Genomic DNA, 15,689 nt, shown 5'->3' on the forward strand with positions numbered 1-15,689 from the left:
GCAATGAACATACCCGAAACCATATCATTCATACGCGACCTTTACGGCAAAAAAGAAGATTTTATCCCTCTACACGCCCCTACTTTTGCAGGGAACGAAAAAAAATATTTAGAAGAGTGTATCGATACTACTTTCGTATCAAGTGTAGGAAAATTTGTAGACCTCTTCGAACAAAAAATAGCCGCTTATACAGGAGCCAAATATGCTGTAGTATGCGTAAACGGTACCAATGCTCTCCATATAGCCCTAAAACTCAGTGGGGTAGAAGCTGGTGATGAGGTAATCACTCAACCACTAACCTTTATAGCGACTACTAATGCTATCGTATATGCAGGAGCTGTACCCGTTTTTGTAGATGTCGATAAAGATACTATGGGACTCTCTCCTACCTCTTTAGAGCGCTTTTTAAAAGAAAATACCGAACTACGAGGTAATGAATGCTACCATAAACAAACAGGCCGACGTATCAAAGCGTGTATGCCAATGCACACCTTTGGACACGCCTGCCGTATAGAAGAAATTATAGCTATCTGCGATCGTTATCATATAGAAGTAGTAGAAGATGCTGCCGAGGCTATGGGTAGCTATTACAAAGGCAAACATTTGGGCTCCTTTGCCAAAATAGGTGCTATCTCTTTCAACGGCAACAAAACAATTACTACAGGCGGCGGAGGTGTAATTCTCACCAATGATGAGACCATAGGCAAACACGCCAAACACCTCACCACTCAAGCCAAATTGCCTCACGCTTGGGAATTTGTACACGATGAAATAGGCTATAACTACCGTATGCCCAATATCAACGCTGCATTAGGCGTAGCCCAATTAGAACAATTAGATCACTTTTTAGCCAACAAACGCACTACTGCCGAAGCCTATAAAAACTATTTTCAAAAACAAGGTATTGCGTTTTTCGCTGAGCGAGCAGAAGAACGATGCAACTATTGGCTCAACGCTATTATCTTAAAAAACAAAGAAGAGCGTGATGCTTTCCTTACAGAAAGTAATGCTAAGGCTGTAATGACTCGCCCTATATGGCAGCTGATGAACCAGCTACCAATGTTTAAAGATTCCCCTAAAACTGACCTTAGCAACGCCGAATGGTTAGAAGCTAGAGTAGTGAATATACCCAGTGGAGTGAGATGAAAAAAGAAAAACCTAATATCATCCTTGTAGGAGGCGGAGGTCATTGTGCCTCGGTCATAGATGTAATTGAACAACAAGGAAAATATACCATCAAAGGAATTATCGATACCAAGGAACATGTAGGAAAAAAAGTATTAGGATATAAAATTATAGGCACTGACGACGATTTAGAAAAATTATACCTAACTTGCCCTAACGCCATTATCTCTGTAGGACAAATCAAAAGTAGTGCTTTGAGAGTACGTTTGTTCCAAAAATTAAAATCAATAGGCTATCAATTGCCCGTAGTGATCTCTCCTTTGGCATATGTGTCAAAACACGCTATTATAGAAGAAGGTACAATTATAATGCATCACGCTTTAGTGAATGCAGGTGCTAAGATAGGAAAAAACTGTATTATCAATACCAAAGCAAATATTGAACATGGTGTCCAAATAGAAGATTTTTGTCATATATCCACAGCAACTGTGGTTAATGGAGATAGCATAATTGGTAAAAACACTTTTATAGGAAGTAATGCTACTATTTCCAATGGAATAACTATTCCTCCCAATAGTATTATATCAGCAGGAGAATTTATAAAAAGATGAAAAAAACAATTATTATAGCCGAAGCAGGTGTTAATCATAATGGCGATACCGCCAAAGCTAAAGCCCTTATTGATAAAGGCGCTGAAGCAGGAGTCGACTATGTGAAATTCCAAACTTTCAAAGCTGGCAACTTAGTAACCAAACAAGCAAAAAGAGCAGCTTATCAAGATAAAAATACACAAAACAACGACTCCCAATACGAAATGCTCAAAAAATTAGAACTCTCCCAAGATGTTCACAAAGAGTTAATTGACTATTGCTCCAAAAAAGGCGTACAATTCCTCTCTACTGGATTTGATTTCGAATCGTTAGAATTCTTAGCTGGCTTAGGTATTACAATAGCCAAAATCCCTTCAGGTGAAATTACTAACTTGCCCTATCTAAGAAAAGTAGCAACTCTTTTCCCTGAAGTGATACTCTCTACAGGCATGGCTACGATCTCCGAAATAAAAGACGCCGTAAAAGTACTAACTGATAACGGGGTAAGCAAAAACAGAATTACAGTATTGCATTGTAATACGGAATACCCCACCCCTATGGAGGATGTAAATTTAAAAGCTATGCTCCATATACAGCGAGAATTAGAAGTGCCCATAGGTTATTCCGACCATACCTTAGGAATAGAAGTCCCTATAGCTGCGGTTGCCTTAGGAGCTACCGTGATCGAAAAACACTTTACCTTAGACAAAAACCTACCCGGCCCCGACCATAAAGCATCACTTGAACCCCACGAACTAAAAGCTATGGTAACCGCTATTCGAAATATAGAAAAAGCAATAGGCGGTTCTGGTATCAAAGAGGTTTCAGCTTCCGAGGCTAAAAACAAACCTATCGTCAGAAAAAGTATCGTCGCCGCCAAAAAAATACTCAAAGGAGAACCCTTTACCATTGAAAACTTAACCGTAAAACGACCCGCTACAGGAATTTCTCCTATGCAATGGGATAACCTAATTGGTAAAACCGCTAAAAAAAACTTCCAAGAAGACGATTTGATTGAACTATGAGAAAAATTTGTGTCATAACCGGAACAAGAGCCGAATTCGGCTTGTTATATCCCACCATAAAAGCAATTCAAGAACACAAAGATTTGCAACTCCAGCTGATAGCAACTGGAATGCACCTATCCCCTGAATTTGGATTAACTTATAAAGAAATTGAAAAAGAAGGTTTTACTATTGATAAAAAAATAGAAATCCTCCTATCTTCCGATACCCCTATAGGAATCTCTAAAAGTATGGGATTAGCAATGATTTCTTTTTCCGAAGCTTTTGCCGAACTAAAACCCGATATCACTCTAGTATTAGGCGATAGATTCGAAATATTTGCCGCAGTAAGCGCTGCTATGATCGCTCGTATACCCATAGCTCATTGCCACGGAGGAGAAGCTACAGAAGGATTGATAGACGAATCTATTAGGCATAGCATTACCAAAATGTCCCAAATACATTTTTGTGCTACCCAAGAGTATAAAAAAAGAATCATCCAATTAGGAGAAAACCCCACTAAAGTTTTCAACGTAGGCGCTTTAGGACTCGAAAATATCTCCAAAATGAAACTCTTATCTAAACAAGATTTTGAAAACTCTATCAATTTTAAGTTAGATGAAAAATACACATTTTTAGTCACTTTCCATCCCGTTACCCTCGAAAAATCAACCTCTGGTGAACAATTCCAACAACTATTGAACGCTTTGAACAAAATCGAAAATTGCAAAATTATATTCACCAAAGCTAACTCCGATACCGATGGACGAATCGTAAACCAAATGATTGATGATTATGTAGCCAAAAACACTTCAAAAGCAATTTGTTTTACCTCTTTAGGCCAACTCCGCTATCTCTCAGCCTTGCAATATGTAGATGCCGTAATAGGAAATTCTTCAAGTGGATTACTCGAAGCCCCTAGCTTTAAAATTGCAACTGTAAACATAGGCGATAGACAAAGAGGTAGAATAATGGCTAAAAGTGTAATACAATGCGACTCCTCATCACAAAATATTGAAATCGCTATCAACAAAGCAATTTCAACTGAATTTAAAGAAATTTTAAAAACAGTAGAAAACCCCTATAAAGGAGCTGAATCCCCTTCAAAAAATATAGTAAAAGTCTTAAAAAGTATAGATTTAAATAATATACTTAAAAAACAATTTTATGATTTATAAGAAATGAAAATAGTTTTTATCGGTACTGTCGATTTTTCATATCAAGCTCTACAAGCGCTGATAACAAATGAATTTAACATAGTAGGAGTCATCACCAAAAAAAAATCAGACTTTAATGCTGACTTCTGCGATTTAACCCCATTGACAGAAAAACACCATATACCTACCTGCTTTAAGAAAAAAGATAATGAAGAAGAAATTATCTCTTTTCTAAAAGAATTAAATCCCGATGTAATCTATTGCTTTGGTTGGTCTCATATACTCCCTGCCGAGATATTGTCCATCCCAAAATATGGAGTAGTTGGATTCCATCCCGCTGAGCTCCCTAACAACAGAGGTCGCCACCCCTTAATATGGGCTATCTTCTTAGGCTTGAAAAAAACCGCAAGCACCTTTTTTATAATGGACGAAGGTGCTGATACTGGCGATATTATTTCACAAGAAATAGTAACTATAGAAGAATCTGATACAGCAGCTACTCTTTATAAAAAAATAACTGAAGTCGCTGTAAAACAAATGATATCTTTTTCTAAAGAATTTGAGTTAAAAGGTAATAATATAGAGAAGATAAAACAAGATATAACTGCAGGAAATTCATGGAGAAAACGAGGAAAAATAGACGGCCAAATCGACTTCAGAATGTCCTCCGATGCTATCTGCAATTTAGTAAGAGCCCTAACTCATCCCTATGTAGGAGCACATCTTATCTCAAATGATGAAAAAGAAATCAAAATTTGGAAAGTACTGAAAAAAAATTGTATCTTTGCAAACTATGAACCAGGAAAAGTTTTAAACGTCGAAGACAACAAAATTCTTGTAAAAACTTATGACGGAGCAATTCAAATTGTAGAACACGAGTTCTTAGAACTCCCAAAAAAAGGACAGTACTTATGAAAAAAATTGTAGTCATTTCAGCTCACCCCGATGATGAAATTTTAGGAGTTGGTGGCACCTTACTAAAACATAAGAAAAACGGAGATAAAATATATTGGATCATTACAACTAATATCTTTGAACACCAAGGATTTTCTAAAGAACGAATCTCTAGCCGGCAAAAAGAAATACAAATAATATCAGACGCTTTAGGTGTAGATAAACTATTTATGTTAAACTACCCTACAATGTCTCTCTCAACAAGCACCCTCATCGAAATGGTGCCAAAAATATCTAATGTTTTCACTGAAATCAAACCCGAAATTGTTTATTGCTTAAACCGCTCCGACGCTCACTCCGACCACAGAATTACATTCGACGCTGTAATGGCTTGTACAAAATCTTTTAGATACCCTTTCATAAAACAAGTCCTTATGTATGAATGCATTTCAGAAACCGAATTCGCCCCTCAGTTGCCCGAAAAAGTATTCATACCCAATTATTTCGTAGATATTTCTCCTTTTTTAGAAGAAAAAATCAACCTAATGAAAGTTTATAACTCTGAACTTGGTGAACACCCTTTCCCAAGAAATCTGAAAAATATAAAAGCCCTAGCCACTTTTCGCGGCGCAACTGTAGGTGTAGAGTATGCCGAAGCTTTCCAGCTTATCAAATATATTGATAAATAATGAGAACGGATGTTTTAATACATAAGAATAAAAACTTGGTAGAAGGACTACAGCGCCTCAACAAATTACGCAATTTGAGTAGGCTCATCCTATTCGTGATAGATGACAACCACAAGGTTGTAGGTTCTGTTACTGATGGCGATATACGCAGATCTATCATAGCCGAACAAAACCTACAAAAAACTTTAGGCGAAATAGCTAACCCCGATTTTAAACGATTATATCAAACCGACTCTTACCAAAGTTTTGAGAAATATAGAAAATTAGATATTAAAATCCTACCTATCCTCAACTCCGAAGGAATCTTAGTCGATTTGATAGATCTAGAATCCACCCAAGCTAAACTCCCTTTAGAAGCTGTGATAATGGCTGGCGGCCGTGGCAAACGTTTGAGCCCCCTCACCGATACTATCCCTAAACCTATGTTGCAGTTGGGGAGCAAACCCATTATTGAACACAATATAGACCGACTTATCAGTTTTGGCATCAAAAAAATTTATATTTCTGTAAAATACCTTGGTGAGCAAATAGTAGATTATTTAGGCGATGGGAACCAAAAAAATATCAATATAGAGTACGTATGGGAAAACGAACCCCTAGGTACTGCAGGCGCTTTAGCCCTCATTGATAACTTAACAACTGAACATATCTTGCTAATGAATAGCGACTTGTTTACCAACGTAAATTTCGAGTCCCTATACCTAAAACTCATCAATGAAAATGCCGATATGGCAGTCGCTTCTACTGAGTACAAAGTAGATATCCCTTATGCCGTTTTCGAAACTAAAGCAGGAAAAATAACTAACTTTAAAGAAAAACCAAGCTTTATTTACCACTCAAACGCAGGTATTTATATACTCAAACGATCTCTAATCTCTAAAATACAAAAAAATAAATATTGCGACATCACCGATGTAATGGAACAACTAGTTACCGAAGGTGGCAAATTAGTCTACGACCCCATCATAGGCTATTGGATAGACATCGGTAAAACCGTAGACTATGAACACGCTCAAGAGTTTATTAAACATTTAGAACACTAAGGTAATGTATAATAATAAAAAAATATTAGCAATCATCCCTGCACGAGGAGGTAGCAAAGGACTACCCGGTAAAAATATTAAACCTTTATCTGGCAAACCTCTCATCGGTTGGAGCATAGAACAAGCCAAAGCAAGCCACTATATCGACGAAATATTCGTCTCTACTGATAGCCCTGAAATAGCTGCCGTAGCCGAAAGTTTCGGCGTTAAAGTACCTTTCCTAAGACCCTCAGAACTAGCAACTGATACATCACCCTCCTCAGCTTTCGTCCTACATACAATAAATTATTATCGTTCCAAAGGACACGAGTTCGACTATATACTCCTATTAGAACCCACCTCTCCTTTAAGAAAAAAAGGAGATATAGATAACTGTATCGCCCTCCTAAAAGAAGATACCATAAGCGTTGTTAGCTTAGGAGAAGTACATACAGAACACCCATTTATAGTAAAAACAATAAAAAATAATAAAATAAACCCTTTTATAGAAGATGCTAAAAAAGTTACCCAAAGACAAGAACTATCAAAAGCTTACTTCCCTTATGGCGTATCTTACTTAGTGAAAACTAGCTATTTCGAAAAAGAAAAACTCTTCTATAGCGAACTTTCAATACCTTATTTTATTGAACGATGGCAAAACTACGAAGTAGATGATATCTACGATTTTTTGTGTATAGAAACAATTCTAAATTATAAAAAGAACGACATACTATGAAATTTTTAGTAATTGGACTAGGATCAATGGGTAAAAGGCGCGTCAGATGTTTGCAAGCCTTACAATATACTCATATAGTAGGTTTTGACCCCCGTGAAGACCGAAGAAAAGAAACTGAAAATAAGTATCATATAAAAACAGTTAACTCCTTAGACTCTCAGGATCTATCTGATTTCGATGCTTTTATCATTTCTACACCCCCTAATTTGCATACCCACTATGCTAAAATAGCAATCGATCATAACAAACCTGCTTTTATAGAAGCCAGCGTTATTATCGAAGAAGTAAAAGATATGCTTGAGTATAACAAAAATAATACTTTTATTGCCCCCTCTTGTACGCTCCGTTTCCATCCTATCATAAAAAATATATCAAACATTATAAAAAATGGCCAATATGGAAAGATTACTAACTTTTCATACCACTCTGGTCAATACCTGCCCGATTGGCACCCTTGGGAACATGTAAATGACTTCTACGTCTCAAAACGCATTACAGGAGGCGGTAGAGAAATCGTACCTTTTGAACTAACTTGGATAGTTGACACCATAGGATGGCCAATTTCCGCCAAAGGCCTCTTCGAAAAAACAATCAATTTCGGTTGTGAAATAGAAGATTCTTACGCATTTACCTTAAAATATCCCGATAAAGTAGGTACTGTCCTCGTCGATGTAGCCTCTCGCTACGCCGTTAGAAACTTGATAATTAATCTCGAAAAAGCCCAAATACAATGGAAATGGGATGAAGCAGCCTTCCATTTGTATGAAGTAGAAAATGGAAGATGGATACATTTTGAACAACCTCAATTCGAATCCGCTTCAGGATATAATAAAAATATAGGCGAAAAAATGTATATCGATGAAGTCGATAGCTTCATTAAGGGTATTCAAAACCCTAAACTATACCCAAATACAGTTCAGGACGACATAAAAGTACTAGAATTATTAAATCAAATAGAAAATTCAGATGGAGGATTCTAAAATGAATTATAGCGAACGTTTAAATAATCTAATCCCTGGTGGTTGTCATACTTATAGTAGAGGAGACGACCAATACCCCGAAAACGCCCCCCAAATATTTGAAAGAGGGGAAGGCGCTTACCTTTACACTCCCGATGGGAAAGAATTCTTAGACTATGGTATGGCTTTGCGAGCTGTCACTTTAGGCTATGGAGAGAAAAGAGTTGCTAATGCCGCTATTGAGCAAATCTGGAAAGGCAATAACCTTACACGCGCTTCTGTCATAGAATTAGAAGCTGCCGAAGCAATGGTTGACCTCATCCCTAGTGTAGATATGGTCAAATTCGCTAAAAATGGCTCTACCGTAACTTCTGCCGCCGTCAAAATGGCTCGTGCCTATACCGGTAGAAAATACATCATCCGTTGTCTAGACCACCCTTTCTTTTCCTACGATGATTGGTTTATCGGTGATACAGTGCTTACTCGTGGTATTCCTAAAGAAAACTATGAGCACACAGTACACTTTAGATATAATGATATAGAGTCATTAGAGACTTTGTTTGCTCAACACCCTAATCAAGTAGCTGGTGTAATTTTAGAACCCGCAACAAGCGAACACCCTAAAGATAATTTCTTGCAAAAAGTAAAAGAATTATGCCATAAAAATGGAGCTTTATTTATCCTTGATGAAATGATAACAGGTTTCCGTTGGCATTTGCAAGGTGCTCAAACTTACTATAATGTAGAACCCGACCTTTGTACCTTTGGCAAGGGTATGGCTAATGGTTTTTCTGTAGCTGCCCTATGTGGTAAACGTGAGTTTATGAAAATAGGTGGTATCAAAGAAATAGGTGCTGAACGCGTCTTCCTTACCTCTACTACTCACGGCGCCGAAATGTGTGGACTAGGAGCTTTAGTAGAAACTATAAAATTCTATAAAGAACACAAAGTGGTAGATCATTTGTGGAAATATGGCAAAAAATTAATCTCAGAAATGAATGCTATCGCAAAAGAATTACAGATAAGCGATCATTTCGCTCTCACTGGAATTGAATGCTCCCCTAATTACGTCACAAAAGACGCTAATAAAGAAGTCTCGTTAGCTTTTAGAACCCTATTCTCTCAAGAAATGATCAAAAATGGCGTCCTAATGCCTTGGATCGCTATTTCGTATGCTCATACAGACAAAGAATTAAACAAAACCCTTGAGGCAGTACGCAAATCATTACAAGTATATGCTAAAGCCCTCAATGATGGGGTAGATAAATATTTAGTAGGCGACACTATCAAACCTGTATTTAGAAAATATAACTAATGAAAGTAGCATTGGTATCTCTCAACCAAAGTTGGGAAAATAAAAACGAAAATAAACAAAAGGTTGAAAAAACATTAGCTCTTATTACTGAACATTGCTCCGATACCAATTTGGTTGTATATCCCGAAATGACACTCACAGGTTTTACAATGGAAAGCCAAAAAATTAAAGAAAATGAACTTTCGTCAGAAACGATCACTTTCTTTAAAGAACAAGCTAAAAAACATAAGCTATCTATAGCTTTCGGAGTCGTATTATCAAAAGAAGATAAGGCTACTAACAACTTGGCTGTGGTAAACGAACAAGGTCAATTACTAACCTCCTATGCTAAAATACACCCTTTTTCGTATGCCAATGAAAATGACTATTACCAAGCTGGAGAAGAACTTAAAAAGGTAACTATCGCAGGAGCTACTATAGGCCTAACAATTTGTTACGACTTACGCTTTCCAGAACTTTATCAAGCCTATTCTAAAGATTGCTCAGTGATAATAAATATAGCCAATTGGCCCGAACGTAGAATAACCCATTGGCAAACTCTCAACAAAGCAAGAGCTATAGAAAATCAGGTGTTTATGATCGCTGTCAACCGTATAGGAACTGATGGTAATGGATTACTATATATTCCCTCTTCACTCATCGTCTCCCCTTATGGCGAAGTGATAAAAGGAACCCCTCTCTCTGAAGAGGTAACCCTATATGAACTTAATCTTGAGGAAGTAACTCAATATAGAACAGATTTCCCAGTGAAAAACGATAGAAAAACAACACTGTACAAAAATATATTATGAGCGACTTAGTAAAAGACAAAATAGTAGTAGTTACTGGCGGTGCTGGTCTATTAGGCAAAACATTTTGCCAAGAGATTGCCAATAATGGAGGTGTTGCTGTAGTAGCAGAATATGATATTGCCATAGCCCAAAAACTATGTACTTCATTACAAAATGATAACATAGTGCCTGCACAAATCAATATTACTGATAAAGATTCCATTATAGCCCTTATCAATAATATTTCCCAAAAATATGGCAAAATAGACGCCTTAGTCAATAGTGCCTACCCTCGCAACAAAAACTATGGTAAGCACTTTTTCGAGGTAACTTATGATGACTTTTGTGAAAATATAGGAATGAACTTAGGTGGCTATTTCCTTACTTCACAATTCTTTGCTAAGTATTTTTATGAGCAAGGATATGGTAATATCATTAATCTAGCATCCATCTACGGCGTAATCGCTCCACGATTTGAAATCTATGATAATACCCCAATGACAATGCCTGTAGAGTATGCCGCTATCAAATCAGGTTTAATACACCTTACAAAATATATGGCTAAGTACTTTAAAGGGAAAAATATTAGAGTAAATACTATTTCTTTAGGAGGCATAGAGGATAAACAACCTGAGCCTTTCTTAAAAGCGTATAAAGAATTTTGCTTAAACAAAGGAATGCTCAACCCTAATGACATTGCAGGTACTCTCATATACTTGCTCTCCGATTTATCCAAGTTCGTAAACGGACAAAATATAGTCGTAGACGATGGATTTACATTGTAGAAAATAATAAATAATGAAAAAAAATATAGGAATTATAGGTGTCGGTCAATTAGGAAGTAGACACCTACAAGGAGCAAAAACAGCTCAGCTAAATCTAAAAATTGATGTAGTAGATAGCAGTCTAGAGTCTTTAGAAAAAGCTAAACAATACTACAACGAAATACCTGAAAATAACTTTTCTAAAGAAGTTCATTATCTTAACTCTATACAAGAAATGAATGATGATTTAGACTTAGTGATTGTCGCTACAAGCGCAGCGGTACGCCTATCTGTCATAAAAGAACTCATCACAACAAAAAACGTAAAAAACCTTATATTAGAAAAAGTTCTTTTCCAAACAGAAGATGAGTATTTTCAAGCTCAAAAAATTTTCCAAGAACACAATATCAATACTTGGGTCAATTGCCCCCGTAGAATGTTCCCTTTTTATGACGAAATTAAAAATCTAATCGCACAAGATACCGTCATCTTTAATGTCTCAGGAAGTGACTGGGGGCTGGCTTGTAACAGCATTCACTTTATAGATTGCTTCTCATTCATCACTAATCAGAAAGAAATAACTATAAACACAAATGCCCTTGACAAAACAGTTTATGAAAGCAAACGAAAAGGCTATTATGAATTTACAGGTACTTTGTTAGCTACTACACAAAGAGGAGATACCCTAATTATCAACTCTTCTAAAAATTCTCAAATAGCCCCTTTGTTAACCATCACAACAAAAAACAAAACAATTGTCGTTGATGAAACAAGAGCTTTCTACTCATTATCCACTGACCAAGAGTTTAAAACAAAAAAAGTCAATCTTTATTATCAAAGCCAACTTACAGGAACATTAATCGAAGATGTTTTACTAAAAAAAGAAGTAAAACTTACCCCCTTTAATGAATCTATGAATTTGCATTTACCCTTTATCAAATCATTATTAGATTTCTATAACAAAGAAATTCTAAAAAATGTAAATAACAAAATTTGTCCAATTACTTAAAAAAAACATTATGAGTAAAGTTTGGTTAGTAGGTCTAGGAACAATCGCTTTAGATTACGCAAAAGTACTCAAAGCATTAAATGTCGATTATGTAGCTATAGGAAGAGGTAGCCATAACGCAAAAATTTTTGAAGAAGAAACAGGACATCCCGCTATAATAGGGGGTGTAGAAGCCTATATAGCAACTAATCCCGAAAAACCTTCTCACGTAATTATTGATGTAAATATTGAAGCTTTAGCCCAAACAACTAAAACCCTTCTTAATTTCGGTATTAAACACATCCTCTTAGAAAAACCCGGTATATGCCACCCTAACGAAATACAAACATTAGAACAACTAGCTTCACAAAAAAAAGCAAAGGTCTGGATGGCTTATAACCGCCGATTTTATGCCTCTACCCTCAAAGCTCAAGAAATTATTCAAGCCGATGGAGGCGTATCATCCTTCTTGTTCGAATTTACCGAATGGAGCCATATTTTGAAAAAAATGTACGAAGAAACCCTCGCTACTAAATACTTCTACTTTTTCCTCGGTAACTCTACCCATGTCGCCGATTTAGCCTTTTTCTTAGGCGGAAAACCAAAAGAATTAGCTACATTCCAAAAAGGCGGACTAGATTGGCACCCCACAGCAAGTGTTTTCTCCGGCGCAGGAATTACTGATAAAAACGCCCTCTTTTCTTATCACGCCAATTGGGAAGCCCCTGGCAGATGGAGTGTCGAAATCTTAACCCCTAAACACCGATTGTACTTTAAACCTATGGAAACCCTACAAATTCAAGAAATAGGTTCTGTAGCCGTAAACCCCGTACAAATAGACGATACCCTAGATAAAGAATTTAAACCAGGCCTTTATCTACAAGTGAAATCATTCCTCGATGGAAAAACAGAAAAATTCTGTTCCCTACAAGAACAAAAAGAAATGATTGAAAAAGTATATTTGAAAATCTGTAGGTATATTTAAAAATGAAAAATTTATGCTTTTTTAGCCGTTCAGAACTCACCTACCTATATGGAAGCCTTCATAAGTATTTGAAAAATAAATACAACCTCATCCATATAGCCTATGATAATGAAGATGCTAAACTATTAAAAGAATCTTTTGGAATCGAACACCCCATTATCTTTAAAAAAGAAATGGAAAAAATAGCCCATGAAGATATCTCTAAAATTACTTTAGAAGAAATAGATAATTTTATTTTACAAAATACTGATGGAAACTTTAATGCTAATGGCGCATTAGCAGCAAATAGAACGAGTCAATTTCTCTCTTATGAACAAAATATAACTCTTTTAAAAACATACTATCTAGTTTGGAATTCTATTTTCTCTCAAAATAAAATAGATTGTTTTATACATGAACCTGTAGCATTATTGATGACACAAATCGCCCATTGCTTCTGTAAAAAAGTAAAAGCAATCTATGCAACTCATATAAGACTCATAGGTGAAAATAAAAACTCCTTCGACTTTTCAATAGTCGATGGCGCTATGGGTACCCCATTTTCATTAGAAAAAGAATACCACTCAATTACAAAAAAAGATATCGACGAAAATAAAGATAGAATAGATAACTTTATTAAAAATATACGTCAGGATAACGCCTCTTTCTTCTCAAAAATGAAAGTAAATGGCGGTATATCTCTTAAACAATATCTTTTCTTGAAATTCAAATTGTATTGCATAAAAGCTAAAAGATTCATCCTACCAAAATCTTTTGACCCTATCGTCGATAACGTTGATATGTTTATATATAAAGATAATTTATTACAAAAAAGAGTTCAAAACTTAAAAAAATATAAACAAATTACTTTTGATGATTTAGATACATCAAAAGAATATTACTATTATCCTATACATATAGAACCTGAGGCCGTTGTTATTTATTGGGGAAATAATAAATACTCTCACCAAATCAAACTCATCGAAAATATCGCAGCTCAACTGCCCCCCAATCAATTCCTATATGTAAAAGAACACCCCCTGTTCTTTGGTTATAGAGACGTACAAGATTATATCCGATTAAAAGCAATCCCTAACATCAAACTCTTAAAAACAAATACATCAGGAAAAGAAATTATCCATTATAGTAAAGGAGTAATAACCATCAATGGTACCAGCGGATTTGAAGCTCTAATGCTCAACAAACAAGTCATAACATTCGGGAATAGCTTCTATAAAATCTCTAAAAGAGTTTATTTCTTAGACAACGTATTTGAATTAAAAGAACTTCTTTATTCTTTGAAAGAGGTATCCTATGAAGATGATGACGAATTATATCATTTCACCTTAGCTTATCTTAAAAATCTATTACCAGGATTTACTGATTTCTATAGTAATATGCACCAAAAACTACATATCAATTTAGATGAAAATGCTAAAACTGTAGCTGATTCTCTCGATAAATGGATCACTTTTATTACAAATGAGTAAATTTCTAAGTTTCTTTAAAAGAGCTTCTTTTTCATTCGTGCTCATAAATGTCTTTACCGCAGCCTTAGGATTCGTGCGTTCATTCGCTTTTATGAAATTCTTAGGTTTTGAAGAATTAGGACTGATAACAATGGTCAATACTACCGCCTCATTACTGTCCCTTTTTCAAATAGGACTTATCAATGGAGGATACCGAATCATAGCATTAGGTCATGAAAAAGCTATTGAAAAAACAAATAATAATATACTTAGTTTCCTAATCATCGTATCAGGAGGTGTGTTTGTAATCACTGCAATCCTAATCCTTTTGAATGTAATAAAAGACTATACCACAGCATTTATAAGCATAAGTATTGGCGTACTTTTGTTATTTAATAATTGGTTTACCAACCGCCTCATTGGTAGTGGAAAACTACAAAAACTAAACTATGCCAACTCTCTAAGTGCTATAATATCTTTCCTTTGTCTAGCTTTGGTGTATTACTATGGTTTTCTAGGAGCTTTGATATGTTTGTTCACTCAGCCTCTATTGTTTATGATGTTATCAATAGATAAAACTTTTAAATTTACTAAATTTGAAATACAAATAAGTCATTTGAAATATATATTGAGGTTTGGTTTTATCCCTTTTATCGCAGGTATTTTTTCTTTGCTATATTCGCAAATAGAACGGTGGAGCATTTCCTTCATATTAGGAAATGAAGAATTAGGAAAAATGTATCTCTTTTTTATAATAATAACCCTTTGGATTCTAATCCCTAACTCTATCGGTAATATATTTTTCCCAAAAGCCATAAAATATTATGACGTAGGCGATAAAACAAATTTTAATAAAACAATCTATAACAATATCAAAATTATAGTAGCGTACAACATTATAGGATCTTTATTGCTATTTACTTTACTAACACCTTTAGTAGGGCTATTTTTCCCTAACCATTTACCCTATGTATATTTAGTGTTTCTATCTGTAATAGGATTGTTCTTTAGAACATTAGTAGATCCTTTCTATTTGTTCTTTAATAGTATTGTAAAACTAAATTATATCTTTTGGTCAGAACTAATCTCTCTGTCCCTTTATTGCATTAGCTTGTTATTGTTCTATATTGGAAACTATATTTGTCTAGAAACATTTATAATCTGTTTCAATATTTATTATTTTTCAAGGTGTTTAATCTCTCTGTTTTTTTACTTTAAGATTAGAAAAGCTTATATTTACTAG

Annotated in this window: 16 protein-coding genes; all 16 read left to right on the forward strand. The window is 35.3% G+C overall.

Annotated features, from left to right (window positions below; all coding sequences use genetic code 11):
* Positions 1-3: 3 nt before the first annotated feature.
* From Q0162_RS10270 to Q0162_RS10345, 16 genes are read left to right on the forward strand one after another with little or no spacing between them, the layout of a single operon-like run.
* Entirely contained in the window at positions 4-1,146 is a 1,143-nt protein-coding gene (locus Q0162_RS10270; protein WP_297891284.1) for a LegC family aminotransferase, read from the forward strand.
* Positions 1,143-1,736 (forward strand): acetyltransferase, encoded by a 594-nt coding sequence (locus Q0162_RS10275; RefSeq protein ID WP_297891285.1) that lies wholly within the window; start codon positions 1,143-1,145, stop codon positions 1,734-1,736. Before Q0162_RS10270 ends, Q0162_RS10275 begins: the two co-directional genes overlap by 4 nt.
* Complete coding sequence (neuB, locus tag Q0162_RS10280; protein WP_297891286.1) at positions 1,733-2,740, forward strand: N-acetylneuraminate synthase; 1,008 nt, start codon at positions 1,733-1,735, stop codon at positions 2,738-2,740. The genes Q0162_RS10275 and neuB overlap by 4 nt, the downstream gene beginning before the upstream one ends.
* Positions 2,737-3,897, forward strand: a complete 1,161-nt coding sequence (gene neuC, locus Q0162_RS10285; protein ID WP_297891287.1) for a UDP-N-acetylglucosamine 2-epimerase — start codon at positions 2,737-2,739, stop codon at positions 3,895-3,897. Before neuB ends, neuC begins: the two co-directional genes overlap by 4 nt.
* 3 nt (positions 3,898-3,900) lie before the next feature.
* Positions 3,901-4,791, forward strand: coding sequence for a formyltransferase family protein (locus tag Q0162_RS10290; RefSeq protein ID WP_297891288.1), 891 nt, complete (start codon positions 3,901-3,903; stop codon positions 4,789-4,791).
* On the forward strand, positions 4,788-5,459 hold the full coding sequence (locus Q0162_RS10295; RefSeq protein WP_297891291.1) for a PIG-L deacetylase family protein: 672 nt from the start codon (positions 4,788-4,790) through the stop codon (positions 5,457-5,459). The genes Q0162_RS10290 and Q0162_RS10295 overlap by 4 nt, the downstream gene beginning before the upstream one ends.
* Positions 5,459-6,502, forward strand: coding sequence for a nucleotidyltransferase family protein (locus tag Q0162_RS10300; protein ID WP_297891294.1), 1,044 nt, complete (start codon positions 5,459-5,461; stop codon positions 6,500-6,502). The genes Q0162_RS10295 and Q0162_RS10300 overlap by 1 nt, the downstream gene beginning before the upstream one ends.
* A gap of 4 nt (positions 6,503-6,506) precedes the next feature.
* Positions 6,507-7,217: an acylneuraminate cytidylyltransferase family protein gene (locus Q0162_RS10305; protein WP_297891298.1), complete on the forward strand. Its 711-nt coding sequence runs from the start codon at positions 6,507-6,509 to the stop codon at positions 7,215-7,217.
* Positions 7,214-8,197 carry a Gfo/Idh/MocA family oxidoreductase gene (locus Q0162_RS10310; RefSeq protein ID WP_297891300.1) on the forward strand — a complete coding sequence of 328 codons (984 nt, stop codon included), beginning with the start codon at positions 7,214-7,216 and terminating at the stop codon, positions 8,195-8,197. The genes Q0162_RS10305 and Q0162_RS10310 overlap by 4 nt, the downstream gene beginning before the upstream one ends.
* A gap of 1 nt (position 8,198) precedes the next feature.
* Complete coding sequence (locus Q0162_RS10315; RefSeq protein ID WP_297891302.1) at positions 8,199-9,491, forward strand: glutamate-1-semialdehyde 2,1-aminomutase; 1,293 nt, start codon at positions 8,199-8,201, stop codon at positions 9,489-9,491.
* Positions 9,491-10,282 carry a nitrilase-related carbon-nitrogen hydrolase gene (locus tag Q0162_RS10320; RefSeq protein ID WP_297891305.1) on the forward strand — a complete coding sequence of 264 codons (792 nt, stop codon included), beginning with the start codon at positions 9,491-9,493 and terminating at the stop codon, positions 10,280-10,282. The genes Q0162_RS10315 and Q0162_RS10320 overlap by 1 nt, the downstream gene beginning before the upstream one ends.
* Positions 10,279-11,046: an oxidoreductase gene (locus Q0162_RS10325; protein ID WP_297891308.1), complete on the forward strand. Its 768-nt coding sequence runs from the start codon at positions 10,279-10,281 to the stop codon at positions 11,044-11,046. Before Q0162_RS10320 ends, Q0162_RS10325 begins: the two co-directional genes overlap by 4 nt.
* Before the next feature lie 13 nt (positions 11,047-11,059).
* Positions 11,060-12,034, forward strand: a complete 975-nt coding sequence (locus Q0162_RS10330) for a Gfo/Idh/MocA family oxidoreductase (RefSeq protein WP_297891310.1) — start codon at positions 11,060-11,062, stop codon at positions 12,032-12,034.
* 10 nt (positions 12,035-12,044) lie between these two features.
* The gene (locus Q0162_RS10335; protein WP_297891311.1) at positions 12,045-12,998 is read left to right on the forward strand and encodes a Gfo/Idh/MocA family oxidoreductase; all 954 of its coding nucleotides are present in this window, start codon (positions 12,045-12,047) and stop codon (positions 12,996-12,998) included.
* A gap of 2 nt (positions 12,999-13,000) precedes the next feature.
* The gene (locus tag Q0162_RS10340; RefSeq protein ID WP_297891312.1) at positions 13,001-14,467 is read left to right on the forward strand and encodes a hypothetical protein; all 1,467 of its coding nucleotides are present in this window, start codon (positions 13,001-13,003) and stop codon (positions 14,465-14,467) included.
* A complete protein-coding gene (locus Q0162_RS10345) occupies positions 14,460-15,689 on the forward strand; it encodes a lipopolysaccharide biosynthesis protein (RefSeq protein ID WP_297891315.1) in 1,230 nt (409 codons plus the stop codon). The genes Q0162_RS10340 and Q0162_RS10345 overlap by 8 nt, the downstream gene beginning before the upstream one ends.

This window comes from uncultured Capnocytophaga sp. (assembly GCF_937936315.1).
In the GTDB taxonomy this organism is placed as follows: domain Bacteria; phylum Bacteroidota; class Bacteroidia; order Flavobacteriales; family Flavobacteriaceae; genus Capnocytophaga.

Excerpts from the sequence above, each read along its gene's own strand:
- Q0162_RS10290 (WP_297891288.1), top strand. The coding sequence starts at position 3,901 with ATGAAAATAGTTTTTATCGGTACTGTCGATTTTTCATATCAAGCTCTA.
- Q0162_RS10310 (WP_297891300.1), top strand. The coding sequence starts at position 7,214 with ATGAAATTTTTAGTAATTGGACTAGGATCAATGGGTAAAAGGCGCGTC.
- Q0162_RS10275 (WP_297891285.1), top strand. The coding sequence starts at position 1,143 with ATGAAAAAAGAAAAACCTAATATCATCCTTGTAGGAGGCGGAGGTCAT.
- neuB (WP_297891286.1), top strand. The coding sequence starts at position 1,733 with ATGAAAAAAACAATTATTATAGCCGAAGCAGGTGTTAATCATAATGGC.
- Q0162_RS10325 (WP_297891308.1), top strand. The coding sequence starts at position 10,279 with ATGAGCGACTTAGTAAAAGACAAAATAGTAGTAGTTACTGGCGGTGCT.
- Q0162_RS10300 (WP_297891294.1), top strand. The coding sequence starts at position 5,459 with ATGAGAACGGATGTTTTAATACATAAGAATAAAAACTTGGTAGAAGGA.
- Q0162_RS10305 (WP_297891298.1), top strand. The coding sequence starts at position 6,507 with ATGTATAATAATAAAAAAATATTAGCAATCATCCCTGCACGAGGAGGT.
- Q0162_RS10335 (WP_297891311.1), top strand. The coding sequence starts at position 12,045 with ATGAGTAAAGTTTGGTTAGTAGGTCTAGGAACAATCGCTTTAGATTAC.
- Q0162_RS10295 (WP_297891291.1), top strand. The coding sequence starts at position 4,788 with ATGAAAAAAATTGTAGTCATTTCAGCTCACCCCGATGATGAAATTTTA.
- Q0162_RS10320 (WP_297891305.1), top strand. The coding sequence starts at position 9,491 with ATGAAAGTAGCATTGGTATCTCTCAACCAAAGTTGGGAAAATAAAAAC.
- neuC (WP_297891287.1), top strand. The coding sequence starts at position 2,737 with ATGAGAAAAATTTGTGTCATAACCGGAACAAGAGCCGAATTCGGCTTG.
- Q0162_RS10330 (WP_297891310.1), top strand. The coding sequence starts at position 11,060 with ATGAAAAAAAATATAGGAATTATAGGTGTCGGTCAATTAGGAAGTAGA.
- Q0162_RS10340 (WP_297891312.1), top strand. The coding sequence starts at position 13,001 with ATGAAAAATTTATGCTTTTTTAGCCGTTCAGAACTCACCTACCTATAT.
- Q0162_RS10315 (WP_297891302.1), top strand. The coding sequence starts at position 8,199 with ATGAATTATAGCGAACGTTTAAATAATCTAATCCCTGGTGGTTGTCAT.
- Q0162_RS10345 (WP_297891315.1), top strand. The coding sequence starts at position 14,460 with ATGAGTAAATTTCTAAGTTTCTTTAAAAGAGCTTCTTTTTCATTCGTG.
- Q0162_RS10270 (WP_297891284.1), top strand. The coding sequence starts at position 4 with ATGAACATACCCGAAACCATATCATTCATACGCGACCTTTACGGCAAA.